Annotated in this window: 12 protein-coding genes; all 12 read left to right on the plus strand. The window is 49.8% G+C overall.

Annotated elements, in window-relative coordinates:
- Positions 1-369 precede the first annotated feature (369 nt).
- The 12 genes from nusA (at position 370) to COV06_04330 (ending at position 20,665) form a co-directional block, all read left to right on the plus strand.
- Positions 370-1,812, plus strand: a complete 1,443-nt coding sequence (gene nusA / locus COV06_04275; protein PIR47271.1) for a transcription termination/antitermination protein NusA — start codon at positions 370-372, stop codon at positions 1,810-1,812.
- 1 nt (position 1,813) lies between these two features.
- The gene (locus COV06_04280; GenBank protein ID PIR47272.1) at positions 1,814-2,557 is read left to right on the plus strand and encodes a hypothetical protein; all 744 of its coding nucleotides are present in this window, start codon (positions 1,814-1,816) and stop codon (positions 2,555-2,557) included.
- Between the two features lies 1 nt (position 2,558).
- Positions 2,559-3,515, plus strand: a complete 957-nt coding sequence (locus COV06_04285) for a hypothetical protein (GenBank protein PIR47273.1) — start codon at positions 2,559-2,561, stop codon at positions 3,513-3,515.
- Positions 3,499-4,815: a hypothetical protein gene (locus COV06_04290; GenBank protein PIR47274.1), complete on the plus strand. Its 1,317-nt coding sequence runs from the start codon at positions 3,499-3,501 to the stop codon at positions 4,813-4,815. Before COV06_04285 ends, COV06_04290 begins: the two co-directional genes overlap by 17 nt.
- A 50-nt stretch (positions 4,816-4,865) precedes the next feature.
- Positions 4,866-5,159 carry a co-chaperone GroES gene (locus COV06_04295; protein ID PIR47275.1) on the plus strand — a complete coding sequence of 98 codons (294 nt, stop codon included), beginning with the start codon at positions 4,866-4,868 and terminating at the stop codon, positions 5,157-5,159.
- Position 5,160: 1 nt separating this feature from the next.
- Positions 5,161-6,774, plus strand: a complete 1,614-nt coding sequence (gene groL / locus COV06_04300; GenBank protein PIR47276.1) for a chaperonin GroEL — start codon at positions 5,161-5,163, stop codon at positions 6,772-6,774.
- A 342-nt stretch (positions 6,775-7,116) separates the two neighbouring features.
- Positions 7,117-8,124 carry a peptide chain release factor 2 gene (locus COV06_04305; GenBank protein ID PIR47277.1) on the plus strand — a complete coding sequence of 336 codons (1,008 nt, stop codon included), beginning with the start codon at positions 7,117-7,119 and terminating at the stop codon, positions 8,122-8,124.
- Between the two features lie 3 nt (positions 8,125-8,127).
- On the plus strand, positions 8,128-9,048 hold the full coding sequence (locus COV06_04310; GenBank protein PIR47278.1) for a UDP-glucose 4-epimerase: 921 nt from the start codon (positions 8,128-8,130) through the stop codon (positions 9,046-9,048).
- The gene (locus COV06_04315; GenBank protein ID PIR47279.1) at positions 9,030-9,641 is read left to right on the plus strand and encodes a threonylcarbamoyl-AMP synthase; all 612 of its coding nucleotides are present in this window, start codon (positions 9,030-9,032) and stop codon (positions 9,639-9,641) included. The genes COV06_04310 and COV06_04315 overlap by 19 nt, the downstream gene beginning before the upstream one ends.
- A 1-nt stretch (position 9,642) precedes the next feature.
- Positions 9,643-10,440 (plus strand): ribosomal RNA small subunit methyltransferase A, encoded by a 798-nt coding sequence (rsmA, locus tag COV06_04320; protein ID PIR47280.1) that lies wholly within the window; start codon positions 9,643-9,645, stop codon positions 10,438-10,440.
- Positions 10,441-10,517: 77 nt separating this feature from the next.
- Complete coding sequence (locus COV06_04325; GenBank protein PIR47281.1) at positions 10,518-11,192, plus strand: hypothetical protein; 675 nt, start codon at positions 10,518-10,520, stop codon at positions 11,190-11,192.
- A complete protein-coding gene (locus COV06_04330; protein PIR47282.1) occupies positions 11,189-20,665 on the plus strand; it encodes a hypothetical protein in 9,477 nt (3,158 codons plus the stop codon). Before COV06_04325 ends, COV06_04330 begins: the two co-directional genes overlap by 4 nt.
- Positions 20,666-20,711: the final 46 nt, after the last annotated feature.

A 20,711-nucleotide genomic window follows, 5' to 3' on the forward strand; every position in this document is an offset into this window, starting at 1 on the left:
GGAACAGCTTTAGCTTTTCACAATGGGGTACAGCCGTCAATGGTGTTTTGAAATACGAGTTTACGAGTATTCTCAAAACGACTGTGTTTAAAGATGAGTGTATTCGACGAAGGAGTCCAGGCAATGTAGGAAGCGAGGGATTGTGTTTACAGAAAGGGACAATCGGATAGAGACGTACAAGGCTTACTCCTGGCTAGCTGTCTTCTGAGTGCGAATGCACGCAGAGTGGCGTGGCCTGCCGAGTCACTTATTTTTGCACCACTCCGAGCGACCTCTTGACAACACGAATGAATTCCCTTAGTATAGCGATGTAGATGACTCGGCCGCGGCCGGGCTCATTTTTTAGACAATCTTAACCAAAACAATTTTATGGCTTCACCTATTGAACAAGCCATTCGACAAATCGTCGAAGAAAAAGGACTCTCCTATGAGAGTGTGATGGAAACAATCGAGGCAGCCCTTTCGGCGGCTTTCAGAAAAGACTTTGGTCACAAATTACAAAACATCGAAGCGCAATTTAACACGGAAGATGGAAGCGTGAAGGTTTGGGATGTCAAAACAGTTGTGGAAGATCAGGAGGTCCCAGAGCTCGTGGAGGAACCCGAGGTACCAGAGGGACGCCGCGAACCACGCGAGGTGGTAGAGGAAGTGGACGCAGATGCTGAGCCAAAGTTCAATCCAAAAACGGAGGTCATGATAACGGTTGCGCAGCAAAAAAATCCCGATGCACAAATTGGAGATGTGATTCGAGAACCGTTGGAGGTCCCTGGTGAATTTGGTCGCATGGCCGCCATGACCGCCAAGCAGGTGATTACGCAGAAGCTCCGAGAAGCCGAGCGCGAGGTACTCTACAACGAGTATAAAGATCAAGAAGGTGAGGTGTTGATTGGGACCGTACAGCGTCGTGAAGGACGTGTGATTTTGGTCGACATTGGTCGTGGGACCGCGGTGATGCGCCCAGACGATCAAATCCCCGGAGAGCGATACAACTCGGGTGAGCGCATCAAAGTCTTCTTGCGATCCGTAGATCTTGGAGTGCGTGGACCAGAAATTTTGGTATCGCGTACGGCGCCAGAACTTGTGTTGGAATTATTTAAAGTGGAAATCCCCGAGATTGCCGATGGAACCGTGAAGATTGAATCTATTGCTCGTGAGGCCGGGTCTCGTTCCAAGGTAGCTGTGTCATGTGAGGATGAAGGTGTGGATCCAATTGGTGCCTGCATTGGACAACGTGGCGCACGTATCCAGACCATTATCGCGGAACTTGGAAACGAGAAAGTAGACATTATTGAATTTGATACCGATCCCGGTGTGTTTGTCATGAATGCGCTCGCACCCGCAAAAGTTTCTGGTGTGACCTTGGATGAGTCCGAGAAAATGGCAACGGTGACGGTTGCAGCGGATCAATTGTCCTTGGCGATTGGTCGTGGAGGTCAAAACGTTCGCCTTGCTGCACGACTAACGGATTGGCGCATTAACGTTGCCGAGGAAGGTGGAGAGGTAAAGGGATCGAGTGAGGGAGCGGTGCGTACGCCGATCGCGGTTGTCAAACCTGCCGTTGTGGAAGCCGACGCGGAGGGAGCCTCCGAGGAAGTTGTGGATGCAGAAGCTGTTGAGGAAATAGAACAAGCAACCCTAACGGAAAGCCTGGATGAGCTTGCAGAAGCTGCGGATGATAACGACGATACAGCGGACCTAGAGGATGAATCAGACGACGAGGCCGAGGAGGCACAGGCGGGACTTGAGGCGGACGAGCTTCCAACGGTAGAGATGGAAGAGTCAGACGAAGCGCACGAGGAGATTACCGAGTAGTATGGGAAATCTTTTCTTTCTCATTCTTACACAACCGATATATAACGCACTCGTCTTTTTGTACGAGATGATTCCGGGGCAGGATCTTGGTGTCGCTATTGTTGTTCTTACTGTGTTGATTAAGTTGATTTTGTGGCCGTTTACAGGCAAATCACTTTCGTCGCAAAAGGCGATGCAGGAGTTACAGCCCAAAGTGGAAGAGGTAAAAGAGCAGTACAAGGACGACAAAGAGGGCCAGGCAAAGGCACTTATGGAGCTCTATAAAGAGGAAAAGGTGAACCCGTTTTCTTCTTGCTTGCCCATGGTGATTCAGCTGCCGGTGTTGCTAGCACTCTACAGTGTGTTGCGACAGTCTATTACAAATCCAGAATTTATTTCTAATTTGTATGCGTTTGTTCCTGCACCTGAGGTGATTAACAGTACGTTGTTTGGTTTTATGGATCTGCATGCACGTAGCATCCCACTCGCGATTTTGGCGGGTGCGGTGCAGTATGTGCAAGCACGTCAGTTGCAGGTTAATCGACCACCAAAAGAGCTGGCAAAGAAGCCAGGCGCAAAGGATGAGTCTATGACGGCTGCCATGAGCAAATCAATGCTCTACACCATGCCACTGGTGACGATTGTCTTTGGTGCATCATTGCCGGGTGGTGTGACGCTGTACTGGTTAACATCAAGTGTTGTAAGTGTGATTCAACAGTTCTACGTGTTTCGTGGAATGGAAAAATCAAAGGCCAAAAACAACTAGTATGTCTTTGACTGTGGGACAACCACAGGAGGCAATCTTGCGCGACATATTGCGCACGGTTGCCTTTTTTACATTGCGTGGACAGGCCGTGACACCCACGGATTGTTGGCGCTGGTTGTATTGTCCAACGCTGTCATGGACGCTTGGAGAGGTGATTGTGGCTGTGCGGTATGCGTGCGAACGGTCACTGCTTTCTCTAGAGAATGGTCGTGTTGTTTTGGTGGGCGAGGAAGCCGTATTTGCAACACAGCAAACGCAATTTTCTGATGCAAACATCAAGTGGCGGATTGCACGTCGTGTGGCGTGGTGGGCGGCACTCATTCCAGGTGTGCGTTTAGTGGCGGTTGGCAATACCCTTGCGTGGGAGGCGACGCGTTCAGAAAGTGATATTGATTTGTTTGTGATTACGCGCTCAGGGTGCGTTTGGTTTGTACGTTTTTTGTGCGTGGTTCCTCTGATGATACGACGAGCACGACCCGGTGTGCGTAGACAGCATCCAATTGATTTTACGTTTTTTGTGGACCAAACACGGTTGGATCTTTCACGACTGCGCATTCATCCAGACGATCCTTATTTGGCGTATTGGTTGACGTCACTCGTTCCGCTTGTGGACGACGGGGTGTTTGCGGAGTTTTGGGAGGCAAACGCTTGGGCACGTGAGACGCTTCCAAACGCGACGCCGGTGCGTGTTGCCTGGTATCGTCGAGTTAAGAATGGTCAAGCAATGGGTCAGTGGGTGTATTGGATCGTTCAGATAACGGGTCTGATGTCCATCATGAACGGACTGGCAAAACGTCTGTCAGAACGCAGATTCCCCGAAGCGATCCGCACCAAAATGAATCACTCAACAGACGTTGTGGTAAACGACACAATGCTCAAGTTTCATGTCGCGGATCAACGTCGACAAATTGTAAACGCGTGGAATCAACGATGCCAATCCTATGAACTATTACCGTAACGTTCTCTTGTTTTTATTCCTTCTTGTACTGCCGTGGCAAACGCGATGGATTGTGCAGGATGTGTTGATGCAAAGTGAGGTGACGCAGTATGGTCGGCTCAGTGTGTACGTGTTTGATGTGCTGCTTGTGGGATATCTTGCCGTCGTTCTTCCTGTGGTTGTACAGCAGACCCGCCGGTGGATGGATCTTTCGTTTGTGCGACGTGCTGCGTTGGGATGTTTTGGGGCGTTGGTTGTATGGAGTGTTGGTTCTATTTTTTGGAGTTTGGAGCCGCGTGTTGCAATCGTGGCCGCAGGACACTTGTTGCTTGCGGTGGGATTGTTTACGGCGATTGTGCTGGATCGGGATGCTTCTCCGGATGTTATTTTGGCGGGGATTGCGTTGGGTATGATGGTGCCGTCACTATTTGGATGGATACAATCTGCCACACAGTCGATAGGTGCCTCAACACTTCTTGGAATCGCGGCGCAGGATCCTGCTGTTTTGGGCACGGCGGTTATTGAACAGACGCAGGGGCGGTGGTTGCGAGCCTATGGAAGTTTCCCGCACCCGAATATATTTGGAGGATTTTTGGCCGTGGGACTTGTGGCGGTTTTGGGGGTGATTGGCCGCGCACGGATGCAGATGTCGGAAACGTTGCTTTGGTGCGCCACAGTGGTGATAGCGGGAGCATTGATACTTACGGCCTCGCGTGGTGCCTGGTTGGCGGCGTTGCTGGGAGTAGTTGTATTGCTCATTGGATCGCGCATAAATAACGATCGGTTATTTTTACAACGTCTCAAAAAACCGGTCACGATCGCTCTTGTCGTGATGACGATTATGGTTGTATCGCTTGGGTCAATTCTTCTAACGCGGTTTGATGTGACGAATCGATTAGAAACACAGTCCGTGATAGAACGCGTGGATCAATGGGGAGATGTAGGAACGCTTGCGACACAAAATATCTCGTCATTTGTAGGGGGAGCCGGCATTGGGAATATGGTTTTCGCATTGGAAGAACGACAACCGCTACTTCATGCATGGACGTATCAACCTGCGCACAATGTGTTTGGGCTTGTGTTGGTTGAGCTTGGAGCTCTCGGCCTCTTGTTGTTGATCGGATTGATTGCAATGACAAACTGGTATCTGCCAAGATATTGGCGCCACACGAGTGTTCTCTTGGCCTGCTCGCTTGGAATCACCGTACTTGCACTGGCGTGCGTCGATCATTATCTTTGGACACAGCCGTCTGGTTTGTATTTACTCGCGATCTGTTTGGCCGTTATTCTGCGTTTGGGCGAGGAGGCACGCTCACATTGACGATCACGTAAGGGAACAGTAAGATAGCCACGAATTTATTCATAAAAGAAATGACTATGAATATACACCCAACAGGGGATCATATTGTGATCTTACCGATACAAGAACAGGAGACAACCGCAGCCGGGATTTTTGTGCCCGACGCCGCAAAGGATCAACCGGAACGAGGAACCGTTCTCGCCGTGGGGCCTGGCCGTATTCTTTCGTCTGGGAATCGTGCGCTGATGGATGTACAGGTAGGGAACACGGTGCTTTTTAAGAAGTACGCACCGGATGAATTTACGATCGATGGAGACAAGGTGTTTGTGGTGCGCGCAGAAGACGTGATTGCGATTATTGAATAATATGGCAAAAGAACTACAGTTTGGAGAAGATGCGCGTATTAGGTTGAAGGCAGGCGTGGACATGCTCGCGAATGCCGTGAAGGTTACCTTGGGTCCCAAGGGGCGCAATGTGATTATCGACAAACAATACGGTGGACCGGCGGTCACGAAAGATGGTGTTACGGTGGCGCGCGAGATTGAGCTGCAGGATGCGTTTGAGAATATGGGGGCTTCTCTCATGAAGCAAGGGGCAAGTAAGACAAACGATGTTGCAGGAGATGGAACCACGACTGCGACCGTGTTGGCGCAAGCTATGATTCACGACGGATTACGTAATGTGGCGGCAGGCGCGGATCCTCAATCACTGCGCCGAGGCATTGAAAAAGGTGTTGAGATGGTGGTAGAAGCGATTCGACATCAGATTGCAAAACCCGTTGCGGGAGAAATTGAACGCGTAGCTTCGATCTCCGCAAACGATGCGGACATTGGAAAGAAAATCGCCGAGGCGATGGAAATTGTGGGACAAGACGGCGTGATTACCGTAGAGGAAGGACAAAGCTTTGGCGTGGAGGTGGACGCGGTACAGGGAATGCAGTTTGAGAAGGGTTACGTGTCCCCCTATATGATTACCGATACGGAGAAGATGGAGGCGGTGTATGAGGACGCGTTGATCTTGTTGACGGATAAAAAGATTAGTTCTATCCAAGACATCCTTCCGCTGCTTGAACAACTCGCGCAGTCCGGTAAAAAAGAATTAGTGATTATTGCAGAGGATATTGACGGAGATGCTTTGTCAACACTGACGTTAAATCGTCTCCGTGGATCCTTTAGCGCGTTAGCGGTCCGAGCGCCTGGATTTGGGGATCGACGCAAATTAATGTTAGAAGACATTGCGATCCTCACAGGCGGCCGTGTGATCTCGGAAGACGTTGGTTTGAGTCTAGAAAAAGTCACGATTGAGGATTTAGGTCGCGCGGCTAAAGTCTTTGCGACAAAAGATGCAACCACGGTTGTCGATGGTGCAGGAGAAAAGGTAAAGATCGATGAACGTGTGGCACTGTTGCGTAAGCAGATTGAGAATACCGATTCTGAATTTGAGCGCGAAGCATTGCAAAAACGTATCGCAAAACTTGCGGGCGGTATTGGTGTGATTCGTGTCGGTGCGGCAACAGAGGTTGAGATGCGAGAGAAGAAAGATCGAATTGTCGATGCCGTGGCAGCGACAAAGGCGGCCGTAGAGGAAGGGGTGGTTCCAGGTGGCGGTGTGGCATTGGTGCGTGCGGCCGCTGTATTGGATGAGATGGTTTTAGAAGACGACGAGATGCTTGGAGTGCAGATCTTGCGTCGTGCATTAGAGGCACCGTTGCGACAAATCGCGCAGAATGCAGGTGCGGATGGGTCAGTGGTTTTGCAGCGCGTGCGTGAGGGGTCCGGTGGGTTTGGTTATAACGCAGCGACGGGCGCCTACGAAGATTTGTCTGTTGTGGGTGTGCTGGATCCGGCAAAGGTCACGCGGTCTGCGTTGCAAAACGCGGCGTCTGTGGCGGTGATGATCCTCACAACAGAGGTGGCGATTGCGAGCTTGCCAGAAAAGGAGCCTCAATCGATGCCGTCGGGCATGCCAGGAATGATGTAAGACAACGAGCCCACCATGGGCTCGTTTTTTTTGTGGCGAAGACCTTGATTGCTTCGCCGAACTCGCTCATCTTCAAACACATGCGTTTTGAGAAGACTCCGTATCAACTCCATCTTTCAAAACACACGTGTTCTTGGGGGTGAAGTCTAAATCAGATCAGGCCGAGAGCCATGACGGCCGAGATGATCAACAACATCATATAAGGAGTTACGTTCAAATCGCTACGATCGTAACAAATCGCTTTTATCTGCTATACTCTATTGACTATGACCATTGCCGAGCTTAAATCATGTAGCGCCCAACTTGCCAAATCTATAGCGCAAGCATGGGACTCTCTTTGACCTGGATTCGCAGATACAGGAGCGAGATGCCTTGGAGGTCCAAATGTCCGAGCCTGGATTTTGGACAAATCCAGAACAGGCGCAAACGGTGGCGCGAGCATTTGGCGATAAAAAAAATGAGATTGAAACCTGGACCACGTTAAAAGACGATGTGGAATTTGTGCAGCTTATGCTCGAGGAGGGGAGCGACGCGGGCGCAATCGAACAGAAATTACAAGAGATTCAAGCGCACTACGACGCGATTGAGCTGCAGCTCCTTTTTACAGGGGCCTACGATGCAGCGAACGCGATCGTTTCGATTCACGCAGGTGCGGGAGGGGTTGATGCACAGGATTGGTCCGAGATGTTGTTACGCATGTATCTGCGGTTCTGTGAGCAACAGGGTTGGAAGACCACATTGATTGATGAGAGCCGTGGGAGTGAGGCAGGAATTAAATCAGCCACATTCCGTGTAGGGGGGACGCGCGTGTATGGACATCTCAAAACAGAGGCCGGTGTGCATCGCTTGGTGCGACAATCACCGTTTAATGCGGACGGGCTGCGGCAAACGAGTTTTGCGCTCGTGGACGTGTTACCGGAGATTGAACGCGACGAAGAAGTAGATCTAGACATGAAAGACGTACGTATTGATACGTTTCTCTCGAGCGGCAAGGGCGGGCAAAGCGTTAACACCACCTATTCTGCGGTACGACTGGTACATGAACCGACGGGAATTACGGTGAGTTGCCAAAATGAGCGCTCACAAACGCAAAATAAGGAGACGGCGCTTAAAATCTTGCGTGGAAAGCTGTTACAACGTAAACTCGAGGCGCACGCACAGGAAATGGAATCCATTCGCGGTGAAGTGAGCTCGGCCGAATGGGGCAGTCAGATTCGTTCCTATGTGCTCCATCCATATCAACTCGTTAAGGATCATCGCACGCAGTTTGAAACATCAGATACGGAGGCGGTGTTAAATGGAGAGGTGTTACCTTTTATCAATGCACGACTACGACAGTCACATAACTAACGTATGGCAGCAGAAAAAGAACGTATTATTGTTACCGGTGGGTGTGGATTTATTGGTTCGCACTTGGTAAGTCGACTCCTACAGGACGGTCACGAAGTTCTTGTGATCGATAATATGAGTACAGGAAAGGTGGAATATATTCAGGGGACCTGTGCCATTCAGAAGCTGGATGTGTGGGCCGATGGAAAAAAGATGACAAAAGCGTTTCAAAAATTCCGGCCAGATGTTGTGTTCCATCTTGCCGCGCAAAAAGTGGTCCAATCGAGCATGGAGAATCCTATTTTAGATGCACAGGAGAACATTCTGGGTTCAATTAACGTGTTAGAGGCAATGCGTGCTGTGGGTGGTGGCCGTGTGGTTTTTGCGTCAACCGCCGCCGTGTATGATCCTGCTGCGCGCGTGCCGATTCAAGAAACCTCGCTCGTGCGACCGATCTCTCCCTATGGCGTGAGCAAACGATCTGCGGAGATGTACATGTGGGACTACTCAGAACACTATCCAATTGCCGCTATCTCACTTCGTTTTTCTAATGCGTATGGCCCTCGCGGAGTAAATGCGGTCAATACGTTTATTGAGTTGATGTTAAAAGGAGAGGCTCCAACAATCTTTGGAACAGGAGAAAAGACACGAGATTTTATTTACGTCGACGATATTGTGGAAGCGTACTTGCGTGCCATGAAGACATCGTGGTGTGGAGAGTTAAATATTGCAACCGATACGGAGACATCGATCAAAGAACTGACGTCCCTTGTTGCAACAGCGGTTGGGAAGGAGATTAATCCAATTTTTGCGGATGATCGAGAAGGAGAGATTTTCCGCAGCCGGTTAGATGCGACGCAGGCAAAGGAAGTATTAGGCTGGAGTGCAAAAGTGCGTGTCGCAGAAGGAATTGCAAAAACGGTTGAATGGTACAAGCAATCCTAATGGCTATGTCTGTTACAAAGGCGCAACTCGAGGAGGCAATTAGGCAACTCAAGCAAGGTGGCGTCGTTATTTTTCCGACAGAAACGTCTTATGGGATTGCCTGTGATGCAACAAATCACCAGGCGGTGGAGCGTGTGATGCGCATTAAACAGCGATCCGATACAATGCCGATGGCGTTGATTATTGCCGATATGTCCATGGCGCAGTGGTGCGGTCAACTAGATCCTGCATTAGAGGAACTGGCAAAACGTCATTGGCCAGGTCCGTTGACAGTTGTTGTTCCAAACGCAAATAGGGACCTCTCACCGCTGTGTTTACGTGACGGAACCGTAGGTTTGCGTATCTCGAGTCATCCGATCGCACATGCTCTTACAGAAGGCCTCGGAAAACCTATTGTTGCCACATCGGCCAATCGGTCTGGCTGCCCGTCTGCATACTCGGTTGCAGAAATACAGGAACAGTTTGCCAATCAACAAGATCAACCAGATCTTTACCTAGACGGAGGAACGCTAGAACCGTCACCGCCGTCTATGATTATCGAGTTAGTGAACGGGGAGATTGTGGTACATCGCCAAGGATCCTTTAAGCTCTAGTATGGAGGCAAAGAAATTTTTTGGACAACATTTTTTGCGTGATGACGCCGTGATCGCGGCGATTGTTGAGGCCGCAGACGTTGCAGGCCTGCCTGTGTTGGAGGTGGGACCAGGCGAGGGTGTATTGACGGAGGTCCTTGTACAACAAGCTGCCCGTGTGGTGGCGGTGGATGTGGATACGGAGGCCATTGAGGCAACACGGGCGCGCATTGCAAGCACTAACCTTGAGCTGATTGAGCGCGATGTATTGGATGCACGTTTGGAAGATGTTCGAACCTTGTTCACAGAAGCGTTTGTTCTTGTTGGAAATCTTCCTTATAACATTACTTCTGATTTGTTACGTTGGATGCTGTCAGTGGGTCATAAACCATTACGTGCCGTGATCATGGTACAAAAGGAGGTTGCCGACAGGCTGACGGCAGAGGCGGGCGATATGAGTCTCTTGGGACTTATGGTGCAGCTTTATGCGTCTGTTCAGCCGGTTGTGCAGGTTCCACGGACGGCGTTTGCGCCACCGCCAAAGGTGGATTCAGCCGTTGTACGATTAGACGTGTATACGCAAGAGGATCTAGACGCACATGGCGTGCGTAATCCAGAAAAATTGCTCAGTTTTGCCGGTGTCGCCTTCGCGCAAAAGCGGAAACAGCTCAAATCAACGCTTGGAACGCTGCCATCTATAACAATCAGCGCGCTCGAGGAGGCACTTCGTACACTCAGCCATCCGGCTACCGCGCGTCCACAAGAACTCTCGACCGACGAATGGATCCGGCTCTACAATCTTTTGCATGAATATTGCTAACGCTCCTCAATGCGAGGGGCGTATTATTTTCCACAGGGCAATGTGCGGTGTGCGTGCTATACTTATGTGTGAAATCTATGGCAACTCCCTCCTCACAACAACCCAAGAAGGGTTGGGCGGCCTATGCTCTTGAGCAGAAGGTCGGTCTTGTTATTTTTGGTGTGACGGGTGTGGTTGGACTTATTTTGAGCATGGTGTTTATTGTGCAGGGAATCCGAGCACCGTTTATTGTGAGTTATTCCGGGGATCGATTTACGACTACGAGCGAGCGCAACGCGGAGGAAATTCAAAAACAGAAGACCACAGATACAGATGGTGATGGCATTAACGATTACGATGAGTTGAACGTGTTTCGAACAAGCCCGTACTTGGCGGACTCCGACTCGGATGGCTTTGACGATAATCAAGAGATTAAAAGTGGTAACGACCCTAACTGTCCCGTGGATCAAAACTGCGGTCGCGCGTCCGATGCGGGTGTCAATAATCCGTTGATCGCCTCCGACCTGACCGATAAGCTTCCGTTTGAAGAATCTGGGTTGAATACGCAGATCAACGACGCGGGTGATGTAGAGAACCTGCTGGGTCAACTGACAAATGACGATATTCGTGCGGCACTTTTGCAACAGGGAATCGATCAAACAACCATCGATGCGTTGAGTGACGCTGAGATTCGCGACCTGTTTAACTCGGCCCTACAAGAATTAGCAGCGAGTGGTGCAATCAATGACATCCTCAAACAAGCAAAACAATGAAACGCGCACGTCACATCTTTGAAAAGCTTTTCCTCGGATGGATGATCGGAGTTATGCTTGTAGCCTCTTCGTTTGCGGTTCCTCGCGCTGCGTTGGCGCAAGGATTGCCTGTTATCGACTCCTCGTTGCTTGGATTTAAGACGAAGGAAGAAATTGAGAAAGCGATTCTTAAACCACTGGGCGTGGCGTTGATTCAAATTCTTATTAACCTGGTTTCGTTCGTGGCAAACCGATTAGCCTACGACGCAGCGTTGGCGATTGCCTCGGGTGGTAAGGGACAAACGGCAAACTTTGAATATCGGAGTATTGAAGAATACGGACAAGATTTGTGGCAGTCTGTGTTAGGAGAATCTATTGGTCAGCTTTCCGAAGGGTTAGATATGGCGGGGGTGAATTTTGATGTTTGTGCGCCAACAAGCCCAATAAAGACATTGAATTTACAACTAGGGATAGCCGGTGGTGCACGACCAGAGCCGACCTGTGACTTTAGGGATATTCAATCCAACTGGGAAGGATTCGTGGCGACGTTGCAGGAGGATGCCGATCCAAACAGGATTTTTGATGAATTTGCGGCTTCTTTCGGTCAGGGTCAAACGGAATTGTCGGCGACAATTAGTATTTTGTCTCAAACATACGCACAGGCGGCTCAGACGCAAGATATAAAAACCAGTGAACTCCTCGCAAACGATCGCTTTAAAGACGTGGAGGATTTTATTACGGGGAATGTCAAAACACCTTCCACTGTGTTGGAGGATCAGTTTAAGGGGAAGTTAGATGAGGCTCAGAACAATCAGACAGAGGCACTTAAGAGCGCCTTATTTGGAAACGAGGGAGCTTTGTTGCAAATTGGTGTGTCAGCGGGATCGGTATTCTTAAATACCTTGTTGAGCCAATTGACCAACAAGATTTACACAGGATTGTTTGAACCGCCAACTACGGGAGGCGTGTTTAATCCAGACTTTATTAATATTCGTGGACGCGATCGGGCACGAGAGACGTTTAAGGGATTGCTCACGACGCCTATCCAAACGTTGGATCAGTACAACGTAGTAAACCAATTTGTCACGTGTCCCGGTGCTACAAATCGCGGTCCAAATAACTGTGTCATGGACACAAGTTTTGCGGCGATTATCTCGCGTTCGGAGGCGGGTGAGGGAATGACGATTCAGCAAGCGATTGACGCGGATTTGTTGCACGGTGGATGGCCGTTGGTCTCTTCTGCGCGAGCGGATTTAGATCAAGACGCATTTTGTTACACACAGGCATACTGTTATTCCAACCTCGTTAAGATGCGTGTCGCCCGTGTTATTCCGGTGGGTCTTGAGATCGCGGCCGACAAATCAGGGCAAGGAAACTTACCCGTGATTACGCTGCAACAGGCCGTGAACGCCTTTAACGATTGTAATTTTGAAAATCCCGACGCCTTGTTAGATGCGAATAATCCTTACTGTCACTTGGTGGATCCAAATTGGGTGATTAAGTATCCAGAAACGCAATGTCGCGCGCAAGTGTTTGGTCAAACATTAGTTGCGGAGAGCGCAAATGTTCGTGCCGAGACCTGTGTAGACACACCAAGTTGTATCTCTGAAGATGAGAATGGAAACTGTGTGGGTGGATATGGATACTGTACACGTGAGCGAAACGTGTGGCAGTTTGATGGAGATGTGTGTCCATCGCAATATGCAAGTTGTACAACGCTTACGAGTCGTACGGGTGAGAGAGATAGTTTGCTTACCAACACGGTTGATTTTGCCGGATGTAATGCCGACAATGCTGGTTGTGCATGGTATCGAACAGAACAACAGCGTAACGACAACGACACACCCGCAGATCCAACGGATGATATATTTACATGGGGAACAGAAGTGCCAAACGACAATGGAACACCGGGCGATCCAACGGATGATTTTGTGGACATTACGGACACTAACCCTGCTGCCGCACCGAATGTATCTACAGTTCGAACCTATTTTAACGCGCAGACGCAGGCGTGTCGCGCAGCAGATGCAGGATGTACCGATCTCGTACGCGCGTCGTCGTCCACATTAAACCCAGTGCTTAATGCGAGTTTTGAAGATGATGCAGATCAAAACAACGCTCCGGATCATTGGGATTTGGGATCAGGATCGCAATATCGTACGTCTGGCTTGGATGCCGCTTTTGGGGGAGACGCTGTGTGGATTCCCGAAGGGGATGCGATTCTTACGCATGAATCTGTTCATCTATCCGCAAATCAATTTGTAACCGTATCGTTTCATACACGCGGAGAGGCTTTGTTAAACACGAGTGTAGAATCTTTGTTGACGTTTGTGAACGCAAGTGGAGTTGGCGTTACACCAACAATCTTGTTGAATTCCCCAAACTGTACGTCGGGCGGAGGATCAGTCTTTTTTGAAGGAACGGCGGGAGATACGTATGAACGATTCTCGTGTACGTTTACGACACCTTCTCTTGCGGACACGTGGATGACTATTCGACTCGAGGCAGTAGCAGGGGACGCCTATATTGATGGGGTGCAGGTGGACGAACAGGAGGTCACAACAAACTTCCATGTCGGGTACGGTTCCTCTTCAGAACGCGTAGATATTCGCGTAGCTCCAGACTATTTGGAATGTACGGGTAATGCGACAGACGCAGAGATTTGTAATAATTATGCACCCGTGTGTCGCGCGTCGGAGGTGGGATGTACCGCCTACACACCAACAAACGGAGACCCAACGGTGCCTGGAATCGTTAATTCTACTAATACGTGTCCGTCTGAGTGTGTAGGGTATGAGACCTATCGTCAGTTAGCATCTAACTTCTCTACAGCAGTTTTCCCAACCACCTTTATTGCCGATTCTGCACGGAGCTGTACCGCGGAGGCGGCGGGATGTTCTGAATTTACCAATCTTGACGCACTCGCAGAGGGTGGAGAGAGCCGTGAGTATTTTGTTGACGTGCGAGCGTGTCAGGAAGAGGCAGAGGCGGCAAATACGGGCGCGGTATATTACACATGGGAAGGATCCGATGTATCAGGATTTCAACTCCGTACATGGTCACTTAAACAATCCAATGCAGGAGATGCTCCTTGTACAGACTTTAATGCGGCCTCGGGCACGTGTGTTGATGCGTCAACGGCGGCCCCTGCGGGATGTAGCCAGCATGCGGATATCTTCCTTGACCCAGATTGTCGCGAGTTTTACGATGCGAGCGGCGACATTCATTATCGCTACTATTCGGATACCGTCACGGTGGACAACGCGTGTAGCCCTTATCGTAAGACCAACTCAACGCTTAACGATTGTCAGACAACGGGTGGCGTATGGAACGTCTCGGCGGGAAACTGTACGTATAACATCATGCCATCGGAAAGTACACAGTGTTCTGCAGCGGCAAACGGCTGTCGTGGATACACCGGAAACACCGGAAACAATACACGCATCGTGTTACAAGAATATTTTGAGACAGGGAACTTGGGCAATTGGCCAGATGTTTCCGGTACGTCGTTATACAGTAATGAGTCCGTCGCGGCCGGTGGTCATTCGATGCTCGTTGGCAATGTGGTTGCGGCACAGCAAAGCGAAGGACAGATCTTTGCCGAGCGTGGTTACATCTTGTCTTTCTGGGCAAAAGGAAGTGGTACATTGCTTGCCAATTTTGTGGGGGCGACTGGTCCAAGCGTAAGTATGGTGCCAGGATTAACGTTGACCAACGGATGGCAGGAATACACGTTTGGTCCTGTGACTCCAACGGGTGCCGGATTTGACGAGGCAACTGCGCGTTTAACGTTTGATCTCAACGGAACAGCAGCGTACGTGGATAATATTACATTGCGAGAAGTACAAGACACGGCGTACCTCATTGAGAATAGCTGGGTTACTCCGTCCACGTGTGACCAGACGCCACAGGGCGTTGCGGCGCCACAGTTCTACCTTGGTTGTCAGGAATACCGCACACATCGCGGAGAGACGGTAGACCTTACCTCATTTGCCTCAATTTGCCGTCAGGAGGCAATTGGTTGTGAAGGATTCTTTGATACGCAAAACTCTAATAGCCCGTATCCTCAGGCCTTTAATCTTACCTGTAGCGTGGGCGGATCGGTAACGGAGCCAACGCCTTGTTCGTTTGATGGTAAGGACGTCTGTACTGTTTTCCCAGGTCAGGCAACGTGTAAGTTTCAGGCAAATGGAGTAGACGCGCCGTTTACGCTCGCGCCGTACTTGGCAGAAGACACCGAGGTGGTCCCTCGCGACGAGAAGGTATTCCTCGTTGATCTACCACAGTATCGTTGTAGCGCACAGGCGGCAGGGTGTACGTTGTACGGCAGCCCAGACTTTAATATCGACAATACAGAAGTAACGGCCTACGCGAGCGTGGCATTGTTGAACGATCCAGACACCTATGGAGACACGTTGTGTGAGCAGGAAGATTTATTCTGCGATGCGTATAGCTCGGACGGTGGCGCGCTGTTCTACTTTAAGAATCCTGGAAGTCAGAAATGTGAGTACAAGGAGTTGGTGACGATCGAGGGAACGGTGTATTCCGGTTGGTTCCGTGTAGGTGGAAGTGAGCCATGTTATTACGACGACCTCAACAATAATGGAGAATTTGATGCAGCAAGTGAGTTATCAGACAGCTACTTGATTGGCGGAACAGCGTTTGGCATTTGGCACAATGGGGATGCAGCAAACTACGATGGTTGGGCGGGAACTTGTCCTGCTGAGCAGAGTTCGTGTTCTGAGTTTGTGGATGTTGTGGACGTGGCCGATGGTCTCCATCCAAACGGTCGACCGTATTACTATTTGAACAATGACCGCATTAATCCTGCGGCAGATTCGGCGTCAGAATCGTGTAATGGCCTTATTTCGCAAGAGCAAGGTTGTGTTGGATTCAATAATAATGCAACACCGTTTGTGACGTTTAATGCGTCGGCAAGTTACATTAAGAGTTGGCACTCGGATACATTAGTGAATGCCGACAAGCGGTTTACGCCTGTGGATCCGGTGGATTGTAGCTCGGGAACGGGAGGCATCTACACACTGCCAGACGGATCGACCATCGATTTGTGTCAAAGCTTCTGTGTGTATCCAACGCAAACAGGGTTTAGTGGCGATCTTCCGCAGTACAACGTGAGTGTAGAGGGATCGTGCGTGGTGGATCAGGATTGCGGAACGCGGACCGATACATTCGGGGCGGATCAACAAGGTTCTTGTTACAAGGCGTATGAGCCAAACCCAGATGCGTACCTCTGTTTGGGGGGTGGAGAGCATGGCGAGTTACACCAGAACAGTGGTTCTTGTGTAACAAGTCAGGCATTCTTTGTGCCGGGTCGTGTGCAGAGTATTTACGGAACTTCGCAACGACAGCCAAATGATGCGAATACTATTTTAAATGTGCGACGTGATCGACAATGTTCGGAATGGTTGGCCTGCGATAGTCAGACATCTGCGTGGGACGATGAGCAAGGAAAATTTGTGAATGTGTGTAACTCGGTCAGCTTGTGTAACGAGTATTCAGCCGTTGGAAGCCAGTCATTCTGCTCCAACTGGATTGAGGAGCCAATACGTGTGTTGGACGACGTAGAATACGCAAACCGTGATGTTACCTGGTATGGATCCGAATATTCTGGGTACTCAATTCCGGATCAGTATGCGGTTCAGGATTACAGTCAGATCAACATTAATCCGGAGAAGCTGTGTCAGAATTCTGTCAGCGGAAAAATCTATAATGTCTCGGGTGGTGTGACGGTTTATAATTCAGTGAGTGGTCAATGGGATAATGGTGTGCCTGCCTCCTGTGCGTCTACAAATAACTGTCTCGGATTTAGTGCGGATGCAATTTGTACGAGTGCGGACGAGGATTATCGGCTTGCCGTTACGCTGGGGCCATGTGTTACCGGAACGGCTAATGGAGCAAGTTGTTCTGTTGGTCAGTGTACCGATACGCTGCTTGCCTGTGCTTCTAATGCGGATTGCGGTACCGGTCCTGGAGTCTTCTGTAATCTTGCACCAACGGTAGCAGAATCCGGTCAGTGTTTTAATGGTCTTTGTGCAAGTTCTGTTGATGGAACGGATTTGGTAAACGCCACCAGACAAGAGTGTCGTGGATACCCGGAAAGTAACGCTCCATTCCCAAATGACATCGTAACAAACTGGACGGCACAGCGGGCGCTTGTTTTGCCAAACGATGGTCCATTAGAAGAACGTCCAACGGCGTTTAGGCCCGGTTTTGCCAATGCGACCTATTGTGCCAGCGGTGAGGCGTGTGATTGTTCCTATGTCACGGCCGAATACGGTGGAGGGGTGAAGAGTTTAAATTTGGCGAGAGGAAATGGTGAAGGTGCGCTTCCGGGGGTCTGTGTTGGGGGAGAATTTGAGGGAAGCTCTTGTACGGGAGATAATCAATGTAGCAACACTTCCGGTGGAGGCGGAGGTATCTGTGAGTTTATTACCGCAAAGAACACCTTTATTGGGTGGCCGGGATTCTGTATCCAGAGTGATTTGAGCATCAACATTAACGCGAGCCAGGATAAAAACGCGTGTTTGCTCTGGTTGCCGGTAGACCAGTTGCGTGGCGGAACAGATATCTATAATAAGTTTACCGAGGCGGGATTCTCTATTGCTAACACTACGTACTGCACACAAAACAGCGTGTTTATTGACTTGGGCGTAACGGGTGCGCAGGATACAATTAGCAACGATGACATTAATGACACCATTGCGCCTGCGTGTGCCGCTTCCTTCCCACCAGATGCCACGGGCGTGCCAACACCTCCTATCGGATTTACGGATCCATTGGGTGCTTGGTTTGTGCAAATGGTGAATGCAACCGCAAACGGTGTTACAAGAAATGTTCCGGAAAACGCAAGCGGATCCGAGGCTGCGACCGGTGGATGTGACGCAGATGAATATAACTCGTGTTGGGCGAGTGTGGCGTGTCCAAAAAATTACTTTGCTGTGATTGGAGCCTGCGAGGCAGACGCCAACGTGTGTGGAAACTCGGCAGGGCCAGAAGGTGATGTGTTTGAGGATTGTCCGTACTTCTGTGTGCCATATGGCTCAAAGTACGAGCTTCCGGTTGATGCAATCGGTGCGGTACCCGGAGACGTGTGTGCTCCGCCTGCCAACATGGTTGCCAATGGAATGACGGTGCCCATTAACTCAACGGCATTGGATCTTGGGTTGACGGACGAGGAAGAAATCTTTAGTAGAGCCACCTGGTCCGGAACTTCTGGCCCTGCATCTGAACAGGGCACAGACACGGCGTTTGGATACTTGGTAAACGACGAGGACTTCCAAGCTCTTGAGGACCGTTATGCAAGCTGCAGAGTACGAGGATATGAGTGGAATGCGGACAGTCTTCTAGATAATTATTACGTCCCTTTGTGGCCTGTAGAAAGTTTAATGATCTCTGATCTGGAGCATAACTGGGAATATTATCTTGGATGCTCGGAGCTCGCCTTTACAAGCGTAGAGGCAGGGTACGGTAATCAGTCAGATACCGTTGGTAACGCGGCCTATACAAACCGTGCGTTGACGCCAAACCAGAATGTTGCTTGGCAATACACACTCAATGAAGCCGGAATGCCAAGTGCGTTGAGTTACAACAGCGCAACACAGCCGGATGATGTGGGACGTATTGTGCCAAGTTATGAGTTTACGGATGCGTCGCACATAACAATCAACGATCCAACACAGGCAGACTTTGCCGGTGCCACCGTGTTGGCATGTAACAACTCAAACCTCTCCCTGGAACCGCTCGCGGAGGGAAGTGCCTGCACCACGCTTACAGGAAACATTACAACGTCTGCCAGAAGTTACGATGATACAAGTTTCTCTTTGCCGTCTGCCTTAAATGGAGGTGAGTTTGATTGTGATATTGCGACGGATTGTCCAAACTACACAGCGCCAAGCGGAGGGCAGTGTTTAACAGGTGTAAATAACTTTGCTTGTTTTGTTGGGTGTGATGAGGGGTCTATGCAAGCAAATGACATTGCAAATGCGTATATTGCAAGTGGATGGAACATAGCAGGTGCCAACAGTTGGTGTGCTTCGATGGAACTTGGATCCTGTGTGGCAGATATAAATAATTTATCTAATCAATTGGACTATACATGTCAGCGATATTATGGACATCCATTAAGCTCGATCGTTGGAGAGGCAAACCAAGCAGCTGCTCTTGGAACCTCACAAAATGTCTGTAACTCAGCCTCGGCAAACGGCACCTTCTTTGATTCGTCGACCTGGATGGCAGCAAACCCAACAGGTGATTGGGAGTCGTTCGTTTTCGCCACAGAACATCAGTGCGATATAAGTGGTGGAGATGCGATGTGTGATACGGATTCGCAGTGTGGAGGGTCGCCTGGAACGCTGTGTCTTAACAACACCTGTTCAATAGACCTCACATCGATTCCAAACGCGGATATTATTCCAATTAAAAATCCGGGTTCTACGCCGGCGCAGGTGTTAGGTCGTCTGAAGCAATTCTTTGCACGCGTGTATTCCTTCTGGGAGTATGACGATGAAACAGCAACGATTGCCCGTTCAACCAATAATGCCGATGCGCCAGTTACGGTTGGAGGAACAGGTGTGTATGAAAAAATTGGACTCGGACCTTTCTCTGCCGCCGATCTTGATGATCGGCAAGACGGAGATGCAAACGGCACGGGACCAAACAATGGAACGCCAACATCTCCACAAGTGGCGAGCGTGACGGATAATTGCGTAGGGACGAATTGTGTGGAAGGTGAAACGGGAACATTTAGTGTCAACGGTAGCGCGGGACGTATTTGGAACGCGCAACGGAGCTTCTTGGCAAACATTGAGTTCTATGCCTTTACTGATCCAAACCAATATCCATTAAAGAATGTGATTGTGGATTGGGGAGATGGGCAGGAGACAGGTTGGGGAGCATCGCTGAGTATTCCAAATTCGCTCGCCAATGTTTGGGGGCGTGGTGATGAGGTGGGGTCTACAACGGATGACAATTATTACAAAGCCCACCGTGGGTTGAACGCGAGCCAACAGCAAATTTGTGTGCCTCCATCCGGGGAGGAAGAATGGGGCAAGACGTCCGATAGTTGTCAAAGCGGACCGTTCCAATTCCAACATAATTACCGTTGTACACCGGGGATGTTTAACTGGCTCCAGGTCGCTGGGCGTGAGTGTCATTATGTAACGGGCACAAACATCTTAGAAAACTCGCCGTGTTATGAGCCGGGTGGGGATGTGTGTATCTTCCAACCGCGGGTGTACGTAAAAGATAACTGGGATTACTGTACGGGTGTGTGTACGATTGGGCCGAATGGCAATTCTACGTGTCAGGGGTCTGTATTGTTACCTTTTTCGCCGGTTGATTTAATAGCAGAGTGTAATCAAAATATTTGGCCTCGCACAGAATTAGATGACCCAGGGTATCCAAATGGCAGTTATAATAATCCTTGGATCAACTGGGATGGCAACATCCGTATAACACCTACCAATAACTTGTAACATAAAAGAGCCGTAAGGCTCTTTTATCTTTAAGGTAAGATTAGAA

The sequence above is a fragment of the Candidatus Uhrbacteria bacterium CG10_big_fil_rev_8_21_14_0_10_50_16 genome, from assembly GCA_002774875.1.
Lineage (GTDB): Bacteria > Patescibacteriota > Patescibacteriia > UBA9934 > UBA11717 > UBA11717.